An 18390-nucleotide genomic window follows, 5' to 3' on the forward strand; every position below is an offset into this window, starting at 1 on the left:
CTTAGTCTTGCTGGTAAGTCACTGTTAACTTTGTATCTGTGGGGAATGTGTTGGCCAATTTGACTGAAATCGGCTGATGGCCATCAATCACTACATGCATGGTGCCGTTGCGCCAATGCCAGTCTATGGTATATGCACCTACTTTAAGTCGCTCTACATCCATGTCGTGCGACATCCAATCTTGCGGAATACCACCGCCAATGACGAGTGTGTTTTTGTCGTGGCGGTGGTCAATATAACCCAGCATATCCATTTGCAGTAACGCCATTTCGGCTGCAGTCCAATAGTGTGGGTTGACGCCTTTGGGCTTGACCCAGCCGCGCACATTTTGCCAGATCCCAAAGCTGTTTTCTTCGCCATCGCCTTCCCACCAGCTATAGAGATTGGGTGCACTTTGGTGTGCCCAGAACCATGTTAATGTGGACCAAGCGCGCTCTGGGTGCCCCAAGTATAGCCATTGGTGTGACTCGGCTAGCTGGAAATATGTCCAAAGTGGGCGTTGCTTGAGTTGCTGAGCAGTGTCGTGCTGCGTGAGCCAGCGCTGCTCCAGTAGCGATTGCAATTTTGGTTCAACACCGGTAGCAATCCAGCTCGGCCAAAGTGCGCTGATGTAGGTGCGTTCATTGTCAATGTGAGGAGGAATAAAGGCTTTATCCCAAGCTGATTTGAGTTGTTTAGCGAGCCGTTGCCAGTGTTTTGCATCTTCATGTTTCTCTAAACGCGTTGCCAGATCTGCGGCCTCCATCAGTCCAAGATAGCTTACGGCATTCACAAACAACAGCGGACGGTGGTGATCCATAATGCCAATGATGAGTCCATCTTTGGCTGGTTCAGCAATCAGATGTTTATATGGGTCTCCCAGAAGTTGGGGGACCACTTTACCTTTAAAGTTTGCATCAATCTTGGTGGTCGTCGTTAGCATGCGCTCAATCAGTTGTGCTTTGCGTTGCACATGCGGCCACAGCCACTGGTCATAACTGGCATCATTGAGCTGCGCGGCGACCTGATTCAGTGCCCATATTGCTAAACCTGGCGCATCTGCCTCTGCACCAAACCCACCAAAGAAATCTGTTTCGGCAAACTCTTGCGCCAGCGCTTTTGCTTTTTTAAGTTGCCCGGCTTTGGTCAGTGCCACTAGTGTATATGTGCCATCTCGTTGCCAAGCCAGCGGGTAATTGGTTGGGTCGCCGGGGCGGGTTTCGTTGTTCACCAGTCCCATCATCATATGGGCAATTTGTGCATTCAGGCTCTCAGAAAAACGCGCGTCAGGTAGATTGAGCTTGATATTTGCGCCAATGGCTTGCGTTGGCAATGTGTACGTTGCGAGTGATTTCAACGCTTGCATATTGACAATCGTTGGCTGGCTGGTATCCACTTGGATGCGTGCGAAAGCCCAGCCATCGTCACTTTTGATGGCCGTACGTTGGTTGCGCCCATACCAGCTATCTATGCCTTCGAGTCCTAATGTCACAAACTGCGGCTGGGGATTAAAAGTGACAGCCCAAGTATCATTAATAATCAGCTGTTGTTGCTCCCAGCGTATGCTATGAATTGGACCACCGGCCGGCCCTACGCTTCTAATTAGCATAGAGGCATCCAGCGTGCTAGGGTTGAAAAAATGCGTCTCATATTGCCAAGACTGATTTTCTTGAACACTGGCCGTGTTTTTGTAATAGGGTGTTTGCGTGGTGATAGCAGGCATGCCGGTGGCTGACCAATTGAACGATTGTTGTGTTTGCGACGAGGGCAATGTATCGCTGCTAGCCACTAAGGCATGCTGGGCGTCATTTAGCCAAATCGATAAGCCAAAACTTCCGACTTTCGGGCTAAAGCTACCACCCGGCTCAATATAAGATTTATCGCCTTCTGTGCTACCGGGAATAGCCAAGATGGCGTGGCTATTGTAGATAGACCATGGGTCGTTGGGACGCAGTTCTCGATGGTTAAGAACATCCTGGCGCGGTGAGACAGCAATGTCACTGGCTTTTTTAAACTGCTGCCAATTGTTAATCATGGATAATGGAATAAGTGCCAGCGTAAGCGTAATGGCGACTGGACGCAGATTGCCAGTAAAGCTAAATGCAGCTAGGCCAATGAGCAGCGGAAGAAAGTGGAGTGAGTATAAAAAGGTTTCTTCGCCATAAAGAATATGCAGGCCAATTTGCCCTAGCAGGGTAAGCCCTAAGGTCAGTTTGTAAGCTTTGGGGATATTTGAAATTAAGCAAGCGCCAACGCCCAGCCCCAACAACCCAGCCCAAAGTACGGTAGCAACTTTGCCCTGTAGCGTGGCAGAACCTAAGCTGGCCTCTTGAATAGAGACCATGGTCCAGTTAAATCCACCTTCGCCAAATATATGCGTATTAGGGAGCGTCAAGATGTCTGGTGTGATCATACTGTGCGAGAAGATATTCACTAGCACCGCATAAATACGGTGAAAGTAGGGGTAGTACATATAATTGGCTTCTTCGTCATCGCCAATAAAAAAGCCGGCTGCGGGGAAAATCTGCTTTTCAACAAGCCAAAGTACTGTCACCAGTGCAAGTGCGGCAATCGTCAGCATAATTGCTCTGCGCTTAGGTTGCGTGGTGAACGTTGCAAGTAGCCCAGACATCCAGTTGGTAATGGTGACGCTCATGGTAAATGCACTCATCCCAATATACGCTAGGGGTGATAGGCGGTGCTTACTGGCTAGCATGGCTGCCATTAGTGCCGCCATGATACTGATTGAGCCCAGTGCGTAAGATTCTGGAGTTGGTAGCCAAAATAGCGTGGCGGCGCTGGACCACGCGAGCATGACGAGCAAAATAGCATCAATGCGACGACAGCCAAACACACACAGTAAGGCATAGAGCGTTAAACTCCACAACCCCGCAATGGCGGTGCTAACCAGCTGAATGGCCTCATAATCACTCAGGCCAAGTTTCATCAGAGTATAGGTAGGCGGGTAGGTTTCAAACGAGAGTAACGGATGCACTTTTAATCGATTGTGCCCCCAAGCAAACCGATCAGTCATATTGTCGGTGATGCGTGGCATATCGCCTTGAAACCAAACATCTTCACCGTCTAACAGTAGGTGTGTTTCATGTAGGTTGTATACATGAAAATAAAATAGGCAACTGAATATAAAAATCGCACAACAGATAGCAAAGTCTTTTCCGCTTACCAGCCGTTGTAGCCGTTTGCGTAGAGATATATTGTTATTGTTAGTTGGCATTCGTTAGGGTGTGTTTAACTGGGAGAGGGGGTGCCTACAATGAGTTGGGCATGATGATGCAAGGGTTTAAATGTGTCTGTGGCTTGGTAAAACTGGTTGAGGTTATTGCATAGCAATATCGGGATCAGTACCAGAGCAAACGTCATGGCAATCTTTCGATATTGCGTCAGTGTGGTCAATGCCGTCAGTACAATGAGCAATGGCAGGAAGTGCAGGGTGTACAAAAAGGTTTCTTCACCATAGATAGAATGCAACAAGAACTGGCACAGCAGTGTCAGGCCTAATGTGAGTTTAAACGCGTTACTCAGTCTACATGTGAATAGAGACCACGCGCCTAGGCCCAACATGACACTCCATAGGCTGGATGCAAGCGCACCTAATGTGCCAGACGAACCAATGGCAGAGGATTGCATGCTTAGCATGGGCCAATTAAATTGGTTGTATTGGGTAATATTGAGTGCAGGCGTAATGGCGGAGTGAAAGAAAAACGTACTCAACACCGCGCCTAAACGTGCCATGGTGGGAGCAAATAAAAATTTATGCTCTTCACTCTCGCCGATAAAAAATCCACTGGTGGGAAAAATCAGCTTTTGTAGCCCCCACAGCAGGGTGACCGCTAGTAGCGCAATCACAGAAACTTTCACCGCCCGTTTGAATGGAAGCGAGGTAAACGTACTAAATACGCCAGCCATCCAGTTGGTCACAGTGACGCTAAACGTGAATGCGCTGACGATGGCGTAAACCCGATCGGGGACCTTTCTGTGCTGCGAGATGACGGTTAGCGTCAGTGCCAGCATGATACTGATGGAGCCTAGGGCATAGGTTTCCGATACACTTAACCAAAATAAGGCAGCCGAGCTACTCATGCCCAGTAGCGAAAATACAAAGGCATCTGTTCTGATGCATCCCATCAGGCGCAACAAACGATATAAACAGTATAACCACAGCGTAGCAATGCCAACGGTGACATACTTAATGGCTTTAGCATCGTCGGAGAAGATGTTTTTTAATACAAAGGTGGGTGGGTAGGTTTGCAGTGAATAAAGTGGGTGAACTTTTGCGCGGTAATGGCCAAATGCTAGGCGATTATTCATGTTGCCATACACGCGCCCAATATCGCCCTGAAACCAGACATTGTCACCATATTGAGGCAGGTCCGTATCGTGCTGATCATATAAGTAACTGAAAGCAAAGAATAAGCAGAGCGTGGCCGCTAGCGCGAGCAATCGCTTTTGCCAGCGATTTTTTTCTAGCCAAGTAGTTAAATCAACAGTCATCAAAGAAGAACACTCCTCATGAATGGTGCGTACACTGTGTTGTTACATGGCGTTATGCACCATGGAAAATACGGTATTTCCCATGGTCGTCACGGCTATTTTAATTGCATAAAAATTTGATCGCGAATGGTATTCATGTCGCCAATGCCATTCACTTTTACGTACTTAGGCGCACCGCCAGTACCAGAATTTGCCCAGTCTGAATAATAACCTACCAATTGCTTGGTTTGTGCGTGATAAACGTTTAACCGATTCTTCACGACCTCTTCTTTATCATCCTCGCGTTGTACCAAATCTTCACCGGTGATGTCGTCTTTGCCTTCTACTTTAGGTGGGTTGAAAACCACGTGATACGTGCGGCCTGAAGTAGGATGTGAGCGGCGACCGCTCATGCGTTCTACAATCGCGGCATCAGGCACATCAATTTCAACCACGTAATCAATCATCACGCCAGCTTGCTTCATGGCTTCTGCTTGTGGAATGGTGCGCGGAAAGCCATCAAATAAAAACCCTGCTTGGCAGTCAGCATCTTTGATACGCTCTTTCACTAGGCCAATAATCACTTCATCTGGCACTAAACCGCCTGCATCCATAAACTTTTTGGCTTCTAAACCCAATGTGGTGCCGGCTTTCACTGCCGCACGTAACATGTCTCCGGTAGAGATTTGTGGGATGCTGAATTTTTCTTTGATGAAGGTTGCTTGAGTGCCTTTGCCCGCGCCTGGCGCACCTAGCAGAATTAAACGCATGATGAGTTCCTTAAATTACGATTGTTTACAAAAATACCATTATATCAGGCGAGGAAATTTGCAATAGCCACAAATTGGGCTACGCTTAAATTTTCAGCGCGTAACTGTGAGTCAATGTCCAGTTGTGCAAAGCCGGCATCGTCCAGCAATCCTTTCAGTGTATTGCGTAAGGTTTTTCTGCGCTGACCAAAGGCCGCCAATACCACTTTGGCAAATAATTGCGGATCTTTTGCCACAAAAGGTACGGTTTGATAAGGCACGCAACGCACAAACGCAGACTCTACTTTCGGCGCGGGGTCAAATGCTTCCGGAGGCACCGTGATTAAATATTCCATTTGCAAATGGTATTGCAGCATGACCGAAAGTCGGCCATACGCCGCAGTAGAGGGGGCGGCGACCATGCGCTCAACCACTTCTTTTTGCAGCATAAAGTGCATATCAATAATACCCGTTACGTTATCCAGTAAGTGAAACAGAATTGGGCTGGAAATGTTATACGGTAAATTACCTACTACCCGAATACGTTCGCCAATGCTGCGGAAGTCGAATTTCAGTACATCGGCATGATGGATGTTCACTTTGTCGGCTGGATAGGTCTTCTGCATCCATTGAATAATGTCGCGATCAATCTCCACCACATGCAGTTGCTGCAGTTGTTTCAGCAAGGGCTGCGTCAATGCGCCGAGTCCAGGCCCAATTTCCACCATCAAATCATTCACTTCAGGGTGAATTGCCTCTACTAGGCTATTGATAATGGCTTGGTCGGTCAGGAAGTTTTGGCCGAATCTTTTTTTAGCGAGATGTTTCATTGTGTGTGTTGTGCGATGTCGATGGCGAGTTGAATGGCTGCGAGTAAGCTACCCACTTCTGCTTTGCCTGTGCCGGCAATATCGAGCGCCGTGCCGTGATCGACCGAGGTGCGGATAATCGGTAAGCCCAAGGTCACGTTAACGCCCGCGCCGAAACTGGCATACTTCAATACTGCTAGTCCTTGGTCGTGGTACATGGCCAAGAATGCGTCAGCTTCTTCAATATTTTTTGGGGAATACATCGTGTCTGCAGGTAACGGGCCAATCAGTTGCATGCCTTGTGCGCGCAAGCTGTTAAGCACGGGAGTAATCGTAGTAATTTCCTCGTTGCCCAAATAGCCGCCTTCGCCGGCATGTGGATTTAATCCGGCCACAAAAATTTTGGGGGATGCAATGCCAAATCGTTGCTGTAAATCGTGATGCAGAATTTGAATCGTCTGCGTTAATGACTCAGTCGTAACAGCAGCGCTAACTTGTGTCAGGGGTAAGTGAATTGTAGCCAGCGCAACGCGCATGCCGCCACCTACCAGCATCATCACCACACGTTCCGTATGCGTATACTCTGCCAAAAATTCAGTATGCCCAGTAAACGCAATGCCTGCATCGTTGATAATACTTTTTTGTACGGGGGCAGTCACCATTGCATCGAAGCTATTTTCTAAACAACCATCCATCGCCACTTTGAGCGTATGCAATACATAAGGACTATTGTTTGCGTCGAGCTTGCCAGTCACAATCGGGGCTGCACTGGGTACATGCGATACACGCAATGTGCTGTTTCCGGAATGCTCAGGCTGTGATGCAGAGTAGGGATGAATCGTCAAAGGTAAGTGGAGTTGCGCTGCACGCGCTAATAGCGCATCTGCATCTGCAATGACGGTAACCTGCGCACTTAGCGGGGTTTGTGCCAGCATGACACATAAGTCTAACCCAATACCTGCAGGCTCCCCAGCGGTAACGGCGATACGTGGTAGTGCGTTCACAGGGCGCCTAAGTCGTGGTGATGAATGCGTTAAAATTTATCTTCAAGACGCATCTCAACGTAGGCTTTATCACGCAGTTCGCGAATCCAATCGTTGTAAGCTTCTTCTGCCTTGCGTGCGCGAATCTCTTGGCGTGCTTTTAAACGCGCCGCTTCTTTGGACATGTCTTGTTCGCGGCGCTCTAACACCTGGATAATGTGCCAGCCAAATGGCGTTAACACTGGCGGGCTAATTTCGCCTAAACCTAAGCTGTTCATTTCTTTTTCAAAGGCAGGTACGGTGTCGCCTGGGTTAACCCAGCCTAGATCGCCGCCATTACTGGCGCTGCCGTCTTCTGAATACTGTCTGGCCATTTCTTCAAACTTTGTGCCGTTTTCAATACGTTCTTTAATGCCTTCGATCTTGCGCTTGGCTTCGCTCTCGGAAACCACTTCACTTTGTTTGAGTAAAATATGGCGTACATGGGTTTGGTTGACCACTAAACTTGAGGCACCGGTACGTCTATCATTTAGTTTGAGAATGTGAATGCCGCTTTGGCTACGGAAAGGTGGTGAGACGGCGCCAACGGCTAATGTCTTTACCGCCTCAAAAAAAGCGGGGGGTACCTGACTTGCATTACGCCAACCAAGGCCGCCGCCATCCAATGCATTGGGTGCATCTGAGTAGGTGGCTGAAGCTTCGGAAAAGCTCATGCCGCCGTCAAGTGCTTTCAGCATTTCTTCTGTTTTTGTACGCGCTTTTTGAATATCTTCGGGTGTGGCGTCTTCTGGCAAGCGGATTAGAATATGAGAGATATCAAAATCGTCTTGCTCGCCCGTGCGGCTGGCTTGCGTGGTTAAGTAGTTATCCACTTCGCCTTCGGAAATCGTTACGCGATTATCCACTTCACGTTCTCTAAGTCGAGAAAGGGTGATTTCACTACGAATGTCTTCACGGAATTTAATGAAGCTGACGCCGTCAGCCTGTAATACTTTTTTGAACTCGGCCAAGCTTAATTTATTTTGTTCGGCAATGCGCTCCAATGTTTTATCAAGCTGCCCATCGTCGACCTTGATACCGGTTTGCGCTGCCAGTTGTAATTGCAGGCTATCTACAATCAAACGTTCCAACACTTGTTTTTGCAATACGTCTTTTGCCGGAAGCTCGCCGCCACGCTTTTCGATTTGAGAGGTGATGCTTTTCATTCGATCAATCAACTCTTGCTCAGTGACGACCGACTGGTCAACCACTGCGATGATGCGATCCATTTTTTCAATGTCAGCAGGCTTTGCAAACAACTGGTTATTTGCAATCAAGCCAAAAAGTAAGCCAATAGCGGCAATAGAATGTGTTAATTTCATTGGTTGTAATTTTGCTGTCTGTAATTACTCGGAATCTCGCCGCTAGATAGATAGCCCGGAATATCCCGACGTAATAAATTGAGTGGATTGGAGCCGATGGACGCTAGCCCACCTAACTCAAGTTGAAAGAAAAACCCATAGTTGGCGTCCGCTGTGGCGGTTTCTACACGTTGCACTACAGCACGCGCTTGCCAACAGCCAGCGTCATATTCTACCCCAGCCAAGCTCTCAATGGCATTTTTATCACGTATGGAGTAGTTGTAACGTCCAACGCCATACCAGCCCTTGCCCAAGGGCCATTGACCAGAGACGTTAATTTGTTCCAGAAAGTTTTGTGTGTAGCGGTAACCCATGTTCAATAGTTTGCCTGGCTCCGGATTGTAGCGGGCGAGTAAGTTAGACCGCGTCATACTTGAGGCATCCGGATCATATTGCCAGAATGCATCTAGATTCCACTTGCTGGAAAGCCTTGCCGTAAACCCAGCAATGATGTCCGATGTTTTGCGGTTTGTTGCGGTAACGCCCGGTAAATATACCTTTTGATCTTGGAAATAATAACGTTGACCAACCGTCGCAGAAATACGTTCAATGCCAGTATCGCTATCAATAAAGCGCGTGGTCATTGCAAGACTCACTTGATTGGCATTGTTAACGCGATCGCTCCCCGTGAACTGGTTCTCAGTAAACATTGTCGTCAGGTTAAGGTCGGCCAGCGATGAGTCAAAAACGGGAATGCGGCTTTGGTCATCATAGGGGATATACACATAGTACAGTCTTGGCTCTATGGTCTGCGTATATTCTTTACCCAAAAAAGTAGACTCTTTATCAATGTATAAGCCACTATCCAAGCTAAAAATCGGCAAAGTACGCGTGAGCGTGTTTTCACTCACGGTTTGCCCATTCACCGTAAAGTCGTTGTCCTTTAAATGATAGCTGGATGCATGTAACCCAAGTTTAGGTGTGATAAAACCGTAGCTACTGGTGAACGGTACGTTGATAGACGGGTAAGCGACAATCCGATTGCCGGTGGCGGCTTTAGGCGCGTTATTGTTGCGGTCAAAATAAGTCCATTGGCTAAACAACTCGCCATTGGCGTATTGCCATTCTTTATTGCCAGACAGTGTCAGCTGTGGCAGACGCTCGTACGGAAACGATAAATCATCCAAGGTTTGGTATTTTTGCGCCAAGGCGTTGAAGCTCCAGACGTCATCCTGATAATCCACAAAGCCTTCTTGTGGTAAGTTCACCCGGCTGGTGCTGACGATGCGCGTCGACATTTCAGAGAAGTATTGATCGTCTGATACTTTTTCAATGTTATAACCCGCTGACCACCCTCCGCCAAAAAGATGGCGATGCATGAAGTTGGCGTAGTAACGGTTTTCGTTGCTCAGGCTATCTTTATTCAGATATTCCAAGCTATTAATACCGGAGTAGGACTCATCCAAATAGCGGAACTCGCCTTGCAGTTGTAGGCCGCGCTTACTTAAATAGCGCGTAGCAAGTGTGGCGTCCATGTCTGGACGGATATTCCAGTAGTAGGGCGTTAATACCTCAAAACCGCTGCGGGACGTGGTACCAATCGTGGGTGCCAATAAGCCCGATTTACGCTGATTGTTAAATGAGAAGCTCAGCCAAGGCGTGTATAACAGCGGTACACCTTTAAATTCCACATATGCATTTTTGGCCACACCGGATTGCGTGTAATCGTCTAATTCTAAATCGTTGGCTTTAATATACCAATCATCCACCCCTGCTTCACAGGTGGTATAACGCGCACCTTTTAAGCGTTTTTTGTCTTGCCCTTCAAACAGCACCAGCTTTGCATCGCCACGAGAGCCTTCCAAATTGCGGGTCAGCGTTGGCGTGTTGCTTAAAGCGTTGTTGTTATCTAGATAACGTTTTGGATCGCTAAAAATAACCGATTGATCATTCAGCAGTGTGGAGGAGTTGCTAGTGTTGTCTGGTTGCGGGCTTTTGTTAAAGGTAATGGAGGCATCGCGCATTTCGCCGATACTTTCACTCAAGCGCATCTTAAGTGCAGGCCCTGTGATGTTGCCATTGTCGATCTCAATTTTTACATTGCCATTGACTTGCAACTCATCGTTTTGTACATCGTATTCAATTTGATCGCCATAGACTTTTTGATCGCCTCTGGTGATGACTGCATTGCCACTGGCACGCATTTTTCGGTCTAAGTATAAATCCAGCTTATCGCCTTCAATTTCAATGGCGCCGGGTAACGCAACGGATTCTTGTGAATCTTCAGAAGTGGCAGGCGTGTCTGTGCTCGTTTCTGCCATAGAGACACTGCTCATTGCCAGCGTCAGCATAGCAAGAATGAATAGCATTCCTTGATTGTGAAATTGAGATTGGTGTGTTAACAAAGCAGGATTTTTTAAATGACTGGTAATAAATAGTCGCGTTAATTTTTAAGAATAATACAGTGTATTTCGCATGAGTGATAAAATCGCATAAAACCTCGTTTTAATCAATAAAAAATTCGTGTTTCAGCATAAGTCAGGCTACTCAAATACTAGTCGGCAATGCTGATGTGGCTTACTTAAATAGGGCAAAGTGTGGATAGAAAACAGCAATTAGAAGCCTGGCTTCAACAAGTATTGGGTAATGATGATTTTACTTTGACGACAGCATCGGCGGATGCCAGTTTTAGACGTTATTTCAGAGTACATACTGCCAGTCGCACCATGATTGCCATGGATGCACCACCACCACAGGAGGATTGTCGGCCTTTTGTACGTATCGCTAAATTGCTGCTGGCCGCGGAGCTTAATGTACCGGAAATTTTGGCAGAAGAAATCCAATTGGGCTTTTTGTTGTTAAGTGATCTGGGTGATACGACATATCTTTCAGTATTAAATGTAGAGAATGCACCGCGCTTGTATGGCGATGCAACGCAAGCATTGATTAAAATGCAGTTGGCGAGTCAGCCAGACGCATTACCACTCTATGATGAGGCGTTATTAACCAGAGAGATGCAGCTGTTTCCAGACTGGTATTTGGTGAAGCATTTAAATGTAGTGCTCGATGAAGCGCAGACAAAAGTATTGCAACAGACGTTTGCTTTACTCAATCAAAATATTTTGGCACAGGCTAAGGTCACGGTGCACCGTGACTACCATTCGCGCAATTTGATGGTATGTGATCACAATCCTGGCATTCTCGATTTTCAGGATGCAGTCTACGGCCCAATTACCTACGATTTGGTGTCTTTGTTGAAAGATGCCTATATCGTTTGGGATGAAGAACAAGTGATTGATTGGGTTGCACGGTATTGGCAATCCGCCAAAAAAGCGGGCCTGCCAGTGTCGGCAGACTTTGGTGAGTTCTATCGCGATTTTGAATGGATGGGGGCACAGCGTCATATTAAAGTGCTTGGTATTTTTGCGCGCTTGTATCATCGCGATGGCAAAGATGGGTACCTAAAAGACATGCCATTAGTGATGGCGTATTTGCGAAAAGTGTGTGGGCGTTATGTGGAGCTGAAGCCAATGCTGAAGTTATTGAATGCATTGGAAGGCTTGGAAGACAAAGCAGGGTTTACGTTCTGATGAAAGCTATGATCTTAGCGGCTGGTCGTGGCGAGCGTATGCGTCCGTTAACAGATCACACACCTAAGCCCTTGCTCAACGTAGGTGGCAAGCCGCTCATTGTTTGGCATATAGAGCGTTTGGCGCATGCAGGATTTCGTGAGATCGTGATCAATCATGCCCATCTAGGTGCGCAAATTGAACAGGCGTTGGGGAACGGCGCACAATGGAACGTGTCCATTCAATACAGCCCAGAGGCAGTAGCGCTAGAAACAGCGGGTGGTATTGCTAATGCGTTGCCTTTGCTAGGAGATGCGCCGTTTTGTGTGGTGAACGGGGATGTATTTAGCACTTATGATTTCACGCAACTAAGCGTTAAGGCGCACGCCGTGTTGCGTGGCGATGCACTGGCGCATTTGGTGCTGGTCGATAATCCATCGCAGCATCCAAACGGTGATTTTGCGATTACGGATGGGATGTTGCAAAATGCAGGGGAGGCAATGCTGACGTTTTCTGGTATTGGCGTGTATCAGCCGACGTTATTTGCAGAGATTGTGAGGGGGCATGCCGCCAAGCTGGCACCTTTAATTAGGCAAGCCATCACACAAGGTAAGGCGACCGCTGAACACTATACGGGTATTTGGCATGATATTGGCACCCAGCAAAGATTAACAGAATTAGATATTTGGTTAACTAAAGATGACAATCAATAGCATGGCAATCAATAGCGAAGAATTTAAGCGGCGTCGGCAAGCACTGATGGCGCGCATGGGCGATGGGATTGCTGTGATTCCGACTTCGCCGGAAGCGATACGTAATCGTGATAGTCATTATCCATACCGGTTTGATAGTTATTTTTATTATTTAACTGGGTTTACTGAACCAGAGGCATTGCTAGTTGTAATTGCTGGTCAGCAGCCCAAGACCATCTTGTTTTGCCGCGATAAAGACATTGAGCGTGAGATTTGGGATGGTTTTCGCTTTGGTCCCGATGCCGCTAAAACAGAGTTTGCGCTTGATGAGGCCTATTCGATATCACAAATTGACACGCTGCTGCCACAATTATTGGCCAATCAACCCACACTATTTTACAGCTTGGGGGCAGATGCTATTTGGGATGCAAAGGTCACACAGTGGCTCAATACCGTCAAAATGCAGGCGCGTACTGGTGTGAGTGCGCCGGATACAATGATTGATATACGTCAGTATGTTGATGCGATGCGCTTGATAAAATCGCCCTTTGAAATTGACTTAATGCGGCGTAGTGCCAATATTGCAGCACAAGCACATAACCGTGCCATGCAAAAAGCCGCGCCAGGCAAAATGGAATATGAAATTGAAGCAGAATTTTTACATGAGTTTTACCGCCACGGTGCACAAGCACCTGCTTATACCAGTATTGTTGCAGGTGGCGCCAATGCCTGCACGTTGCATTACAACGCCAACAATTGTGTACTCAATGATGGAGATTTGTTGTTGATTGATGCGGGCTGTGAACTACATGGCTATGCCAGTGATATCACACGCGCATTTCCAGTGAATGGTAAATTCTCCGGACCACAAAAAACCTTATATGAGATTGTGTTGGCAGCACAATTGGCAGCGATTGAAGCGGCCAAACCGGGCAATCACTGGAACGCCCCACACGAAGCTGCATTGGACGTATTGGCGCAAGGCTTTATTGATGAAAAACTATGCCATGGTAGCAAAGAGGCTGTGATTGAAACTGCGAGCTATCGTCAGTTTTATATGCATCGCACCGGACATTGGCTAGGATTAGATGTACATGACGCGGGTGAGTACAAATCCAAGGCAGGTGACTGGGCGATATTGGAAGCGGGTAATGCGCTGACCGTTGAGCCGGGCTGCTATGTGCGGCCAGCTGAGAATGTGCCTGAACACTTTTGGAATATTGGGATTCGAATCGAGGATGATGTGTTGATTACATCGCAGGGCAACGAAGTGCTGACGCAAGCTGCGATTAAATCTGTCGCCGATATTGAAACCTACATGCAGGGTACATGAACACGACCGATACCATTGTGATTGTAGGCGGAGGGCCAGTAGGGTTGGCGTTAGCGCTGGCACTGCAACAAAAAGCGATACCGTTCAAAGTATTGGAGGCGCGCCCGCAAGGTGCTGCACATCAAGATACGCGCGCCCTTGCTCTCTCTTATGGTACTAAGTTGGTTTTAGAGCGGTTGGGCGTGTGGGCGCAGGTCGAACCACATGCGACGGCAATTCAAACCATTCATATTTCGCAGCGTGGCGGTTTGGGGCGCACCAAGCTGCAAGCGCAAGAACATCAATTGCCGGCGTTGGGTTATGTGGTTTCCTACGGTGCATTAATGCAAGCATTAGATAGTGCGATTGATCATCAGCATGTGTTGTATCAAGCAGCAGCGCGCGCAATTTTGCCGAGAGATCATCACGCCGAAGTAAGTTTTGAAGTGGCAGGTAAGACAGAGCAATTGCGTAGCGCCTTGCTAGTGATTGCCGATGGCGGGCGCAGCCTAGAAGAGGTTCCGGGATTGATGCGCGAAACCAAAGCGTATGGTCACGATGCATTGGTAAGTAAAGTCAAAGCTGAGATGCCTCACAACAATGTTGCCTATGAGCGGTTTACCGCTACCGGACCAATGGCGTTGCTACCAAACGGTGCAAGTGATTTCTCACTGGTCTGGACTGGTGAGAAAGACATGGTTGATCGTTTGTTGACATTGGATGATGCAACATTTTTATCTGAACTGCATGCAGCATTTGGCGATCGTGTTGGCCAGTTTTTGAGTATTGAAAAGCGCATGAGTTTTCCGCTAAAGCTTAGTAGCTTAAGCATGACGGATGCCGCGCATGTGGTGGTGATTGGTAATGCCGCACAGACCATGCACCCGGTTGCGGGGCAAGGGTTTAATGTGGGCATGCGTGATGCTTGGACACTTGTGGATTTGATTGCAAATACAAGTGCAGCGCAATTGGGCGGTGCACCCATGCTGGCAGAGTATCGTCAACGTAGACAAGCCGATACCCGTGGCGGATTGTTATTCACAGACTTTTTGGTCAATGTATTCACCAATCAAACACTAGGCGTTGCAAGCTTGCGTGGCTTGGGGTTGGCAATGTTGCAGCATTTCCCGCCTATTAAACGTGTATTGGTCAATAAAATGAGTTTTGGTAAATAATGACCAGCACAGCAAAAAAAACAGCGCAAATCATTGAAGCCGATATCGTGATTGTTGGTGCCGGTCTTGTTGGCTTGACTGCTGCGATTGCCATGGCAAAGCAGCACAAGCGTGTGGTGTTGGTGGATAGTCGTCCGCCAAAAAATGATGTGCCATCTTCTCATTCATGGGACGCTAGAATCTATGCCCTCACCGAAAACACGATAGCATGGCTGAAAACATTGGATATTTGGGCCAAGCTAGATACCGCACGTGTTAATTCTATTGACGCCATGGAGCTATGGGATCCGCAGCACGGTGCTCAACTGATGTTACGCGCTGAAGATGCCAACCTATTGCATATGGGCTGTATTTTAGAAAATAGCAATTTGATGCGTGCGTGTATACAAGCGCTGGCCGATTTGCATTTGGATGTCACAATCGCCAACCCTATCAGCATTCAACATCAAGCGCAGTGCGTAGATTTGCTGCTAGATAACAAGCAAACTGTGCGCGCCAAACTGATGATTGCTGCGGATGGTGTGCATTCCTGGGTGCGCCAGCAGATGCAGATCGGCGTGTCTTTGAAATCATTTCAACAAACAGCGATTGTGGCCAATTTTCATGCGGAACTCCCGCATCGCGATGTTGCCAAACAGTGGTTCCAGTCACATGAAACATTAGCCTTATTGCCGCTGCCTAATCAAGTGGTATCTATGGTGTGGTCTGTGACACATGCGCGCGCGCAAGCCTTATTGGTATTATCAGAAGAGGCTTTAGCGCAGGCAGTGAGAGGTAGTAGCCATGATGTAACCGGGGCGCTTACACTGAGTGGTGAGGTATTATCGTTTGATTTAAATCAGCAAACTGCGCAGACTTTTATCGGCGATCGTGTAGTGTTGGTAGGCGATGCTGCGCATCAGGTGCATCCTATGGCCGGGCAGGGCGTTAATTTAGGGTTTCGTGATGTAATGCAATTGACTGAAATGACGACTAAGCTAAGTGTCATGCATGATATGGGCGATAGTGGCTTTCTGCGTAGCTACGCGCGTGCGCGTCAGTTAGATATTACTCGCATGAATACACTAACGTCAGGTTTGGATGCCTTGTTCGCAACCTCTGCTGGCTGGCTGCAAGCACTGACAGGACATGGCATGCAGGCGATTAATCGCCAAGCATGGTTGAAAAAATATTTGGTGCAGGCGGCCACTTTATAACGCTATACTGGCTAATTACAAGATTGGTAGATGGCGAATTTTTTAAGAAAGTGAAGTATGAAATTTAAACAATATGTACTAGCCGCGTTAATGGCTATGAGCGTTTCCGGAATCAGTGTGGCGGATGAAGCTTCGCTTAAAAAAGCGATTGAAGCGGCTTACCCTAAATTTAAAATAGATAGCGTCACCAAAACGCCTTATCCTGGTTTGTACGAAGTCTTCATGGGCGGCCAAATTGTTTACACCGATGAACGGTTGAGTTTTTTAATTGCCGAAGGCCGCTTGGTGGACCCGAAAACAAAGAAAGACATCACTGGTGAGCGATTGGAAGAGTTGACTAAGATTGATTTTAATACACTGCCGTTGAATCAGGCAATTAAAGTAGTCAAGGGAAATGGTAGCCGCAAATTGGTCGTGTTTTCTGATGTGGACTGCCCATTTTGTAAACGTTTAGAGCAGAATGAGCTGACTAATATTGACGACGTGACCATTTACACATTCTTGTACCCAATCGAAAGCTTGCATCCAGATGCGGCCAATAAATCGAAAACTATTTGGTGTGCGCCGAACCGTGTCAAAGCTTGGAACGACTGGATTTTTAATAATCAATTGCCTGCCTCTGCTGCCAAGTGTGAGGTGCCACTGGAGCGTGTAGGTGAATTGGCGAGAAAAGTAGGGGTGACTAGCACACCTACGTTATTCTTTGCAGACGGCAAACGCATGCTGGGCGCGCAGCCGCATAAAGAAATTGAACGTTATTTACAAGCAGCAACTAAAGCAAAGTAATTGGTATTGTCGTCGGTAGATATAAAAAAGGCCAACTGAGAACAGTTGGCCTTTGTCTTTTTTGATGGTATGTCCTATTCGGATTAGCCGACTACTTGACCCAGTTTGAAGATCGGCATGTACATGGCAATCACCAAGCCACCAATGAGGCCACCAAGTACCACCATGATGACAGGCTCCATTAGGCTGGAAATGGCCGCTACCGCATCGTCTACCTCAGCTTCATAAAAGTCAGCCACTTTGGATAACATAGAGTCTAATGCCCCTGACTCTTCGCCAATGGCTGTCATTTGCAGCACCATGTTGGGGAAGACATCAGCATTTTGCATGGCTACGGTTAAGCTTGTTCCGGTACTGATCTCACTTTGGATACGCTTAGTCGCATCGTAATAGACACGATTTCCTGATGCGCCAGCTACAGAGTCCAACGCTTCGACCAAAGGTACGCCAGCCGCAAACATGGTGGAAAGCGTTCTAGCAAAACGTGCAATGGTAGCCTTTCTAATGAGTTCTCCAAAAATAGGTGCTTTGAGAATTAATCTATCCATGGTGTGTTGCATTTTTTCTGACCGTTTCCACGTGTAGAAAAAGAACCATAAGCCAAATCCAATGGAGCCGAAAATGGCCCACCACCATTCTACAAAGATATCGGAAATGTTCATGACAATTAGCGTGGGCGCTGGGAGCTCGGAACCAAAACTACTAAAGAGTTCTTTAAAAGCCGGAATCACAAAAATCATAATGACTGCAGTAATGATAAACGCCACTACAATAATGGAGATAGGGTAAACCAGTGCTGACTTGATTTTGCCTTTGATGGCGAGAATTTTTTCTTTATAAGTGGCTAGCCGGTCCAGTAAAGTATCCAAAATACCGGCTTGTTCACCAGCACCCACTAAATTACAAAACAAGTTATCAAAATAAAGCGGATACTTTCTAAAAGAAGCACTCAGGCTACTGCCGGTCTCAACATCAGCTTTAATGTCAGCCAATAATTTAGAGACTTGGGGGTTGCTATGACCTTTGCCCACAATATCAAATGCTTGTAGTAATGGCACGCCTGCCTTCATCATCGTAGCAAGCTGGCGTGTAAACAGGGTAATGTCTTTATCTGTAATTTTCCCCTTAGAGGTAAAGCTACTTTGTTTTTTGACTTTGGTGACCGTAATGCCTTGACGTCTCAAGGTTGCATTAACGACAGCCTCTCCAGAAGCGCGTATCTCGCCTTTGATAATTTTGCCTCTTTTGTCTTTGCCTTCCCACAAAAAGGTAATCTGTTTTACTGTCTTAGCCGCCATCTATTCTATCC

The 18390-nt window shown here is 47.2% G+C and carries 14 protein-coding genes; 6 read left to right on the forward strand and 8 right to left on the reverse strand.

What is annotated here, in order from left to right; all coding sequences use genetic code 11:
• Position 1: 1 nt before the first annotated feature.
• The 7 genes from FG11_RS01795 to FG11_RS01825 all read right to left on the reverse strand — a co-directional run bounded on the left by FG11_RS01795 (position 2) and on the right by FG11_RS01825 (position 10672).
• Positions 2-3034, reverse strand: a complete 3033-nt coding sequence (locus FG11_RS01795) for a hypothetical protein (RefSeq protein WP_152604032.1) — start codon at positions 3032-3034, stop codon at positions 2-4.
• Between the two features lie 194 nt (positions 3035-3228).
• Complete coding sequence (locus FG11_RS01800) at positions 3229-4491, reverse strand: hypothetical protein (protein WP_047532758.1); 1263 nt, start codon at positions 4489-4491, stop codon at positions 3229-3231.
• A gap of 95 nt (positions 4492-4586) precedes the next feature.
• The gene (gene adk / locus FG11_RS01805; RefSeq protein ID WP_025223842.1) at positions 4587-5240 is read right to left on the reverse strand and encodes an adenylate kinase; all 654 of its coding nucleotides are present in this window, start codon (positions 5238-5240) and stop codon (positions 4587-4589) included.
• A gap of 44 nt (positions 5241-5284) precedes the next feature.
• Positions 5285-6049: a 16S rRNA (adenine(1518)-N(6)/adenine(1519)-N(6))-dimethyltransferase RsmA gene (gene rsmA, locus FG11_RS01810; RefSeq protein WP_020183929.1), complete on the reverse strand. Its 765-nt coding sequence runs from the start codon at positions 6047-6049 to the stop codon at positions 5285-5287.
• Entirely contained in the window at positions 6046-7032 is a 987-nt protein-coding gene (pdxA, locus tag FG11_RS01815) for a 4-hydroxythreonine-4-phosphate dehydrogenase PdxA (RefSeq protein WP_047532761.1), read from the reverse strand. The genes rsmA and pdxA overlap by 4 nt, the downstream gene beginning before the upstream one ends.
• Positions 7033-7061: 29 nt before the next feature.
• Positions 7062-8372 carry a peptidylprolyl isomerase gene (locus FG11_RS01820; protein WP_047532762.1) on the reverse strand — a complete coding sequence of 437 codons (1311 nt, stop codon included), beginning with the start codon at positions 8370-8372 and terminating at the stop codon, positions 7062-7064.
• Complete coding sequence (locus FG11_RS01825) at positions 8369-10672, reverse strand: LPS-assembly protein LptD (RefSeq protein ID WP_235276323.1); 2304 nt, start codon at positions 10670-10672, stop codon at positions 8369-8371. Before FG11_RS01825 ends, FG11_RS01820 begins: the two co-directional genes overlap by 4 nt.
• A gap of 276 nt (positions 10673-10948) precedes the next feature.
• Between FG11_RS01825 and FG11_RS01830 the strand changes: the two genes are divergently transcribed.
• The 6 genes from FG11_RS01830 to FG11_RS01855 are packed head-to-tail and all read left to right on the forward strand — an operon-like array spanning position 10949 to position 17081.
• Positions 10949-11941, forward strand: coding sequence for an aminoglycoside phosphotransferase family protein (locus FG11_RS01830; RefSeq protein ID WP_047532764.1), 993 nt, complete (start codon positions 10949-10951; stop codon positions 11939-11941).
• Complete coding sequence (murU, locus tag FG11_RS01835; RefSeq protein WP_047532766.1) at positions 11941-12633, forward strand: N-acetylmuramate alpha-1-phosphate uridylyltransferase MurU; 693 nt, start codon at positions 11941-11943, stop codon at positions 12631-12633. The genes FG11_RS01830 and murU overlap by 1 nt, the downstream gene beginning before the upstream one ends.
• Before the next feature lies 1 nt (position 12634).
• Positions 12635-13945 carry a Xaa-Pro aminopeptidase gene (pepP, locus tag FG11_RS01840; RefSeq protein ID WP_047535654.1) on the forward strand — a complete coding sequence of 437 codons (1311 nt, stop codon included), beginning with the start codon at positions 12635-12637 and terminating at the stop codon, positions 13943-13945.
• Entirely contained in the window at positions 13942-15099 is a 1158-nt protein-coding gene (locus tag FG11_RS01845) for an FAD-dependent monooxygenase (RefSeq protein ID WP_047532769.1), read from the forward strand. The genes pepP and FG11_RS01845 overlap by 4 nt, the downstream gene beginning before the upstream one ends.
• On the forward strand, positions 15099-16295 hold the full coding sequence (locus FG11_RS01850) for an FAD-dependent monooxygenase (protein ID WP_047532778.1): 1197 nt from the start codon (positions 15099-15101) through the stop codon (positions 16293-16295). Before FG11_RS01845 ends, FG11_RS01850 begins: the two co-directional genes overlap by 1 nt.
• 57 nt (positions 16296-16352) lie before the next feature.
• Positions 16353-17081, forward strand: coding sequence for a DsbC family protein (locus FG11_RS01855; RefSeq protein ID WP_020183938.1), 729 nt, complete (start codon positions 16353-16355; stop codon positions 17079-17081).
• An 83-nt stretch (positions 17082-17164) separates the two neighbouring features.
• On the opposite strand, the gene FG11_RS01860 is transcribed toward FG11_RS01855, so the two are convergent.
• Complete coding sequence (locus FG11_RS01860; protein ID WP_047532780.1) at positions 17165-18379, reverse strand: type II secretion system F family protein; 1215 nt, start codon at positions 18377-18379, stop codon at positions 17165-17167.
• Positions 18380-18390: the final 11 nt, after the last annotated feature.

Origin of the sequence: Methylotenera sp. N17, from assembly GCF_000799155.1 — a bacterium.
Classification (GTDB): Bacteria; Pseudomonadota; Gammaproteobacteria; order Burkholderiales; family Methylophilaceae; genus Methylophilus.

What these genes read in the sequence shown, in the direction of transcription:
- FG11_RS01795 (WP_152604032.1), bottom strand. Translation starts at nt 3,034, where the DNA reads ATGCCACGCATCACCGACAATATGACTGATCGGTTTGCTTGGGGGCAC.
- FG11_RS01825 (WP_235276323.1), bottom strand. Translation starts at nt 10,672, where the DNA reads ATGGCAGAAACGAGCACAGACACGCCTGCCACTTCTGAAGATTCACAA.
- FG11_RS01850 (WP_047532778.1), top strand. Translation starts at nt 15,099, where the DNA reads ATGACCAGCACAGCAAAAAAAACAGCGCAAATCATTGAAGCCGATATC.
- FG11_RS01800 (WP_047532758.1), bottom strand. Translation starts at nt 4,491, where the DNA reads ATGACTGTTGATTTAACTACTTGGCTAGAAAAAAATCGCTGGCAAAAG.
- FG11_RS01845 (WP_047532769.1), top strand. Translation starts at nt 13,942, where the DNA reads ATGAACACGACCGATACCATTGTGATTGTAGGCGGAGGGCCAGTAGGG.
- rsmA (WP_020183929.1), bottom strand. Translation starts at nt 6,049, where the DNA reads ATGAAACATCTCGCTAAAAAAAGATTCGGCCAAAACTTCCTGACCGAC.
- FG11_RS01855 (WP_020183938.1), top strand. Translation starts at nt 16,353, where the DNA reads ATGAAATTTAAACAATATGTACTAGCCGCGTTAATGGCTATGAGCGTT.
- murU (WP_047532766.1), top strand. Translation starts at nt 11,941, where the DNA reads ATGAAAGCTATGATCTTAGCGGCTGGTCGTGGCGAGCGTATGCGTCCG.
- FG11_RS01820 (WP_047532762.1), bottom strand. Translation starts at nt 8,372, where the DNA reads ATGAAATTAACACATTCTATTGCCGCTATTGGCTTACTTTTTGGCTTG.
- pepP (WP_047535654.1), top strand. Translation starts at nt 12,635, where the DNA reads ATGGCAATCAATAGCGAAGAATTTAAGCGGCGTCGGCAAGCACTGATG.
- adk (WP_025223842.1), bottom strand. Translation starts at nt 5,240, where the DNA reads ATGCGTTTAATTCTGCTAGGTGCGCCAGGCGCGGGCAAAGGCACTCAA.
- FG11_RS01860 (WP_047532780.1), bottom strand. Translation starts at nt 18,379, where the DNA reads ATGGCGGCTAAGACAGTAAAACAGATTACCTTTTTGTGGGAAGGCAAA.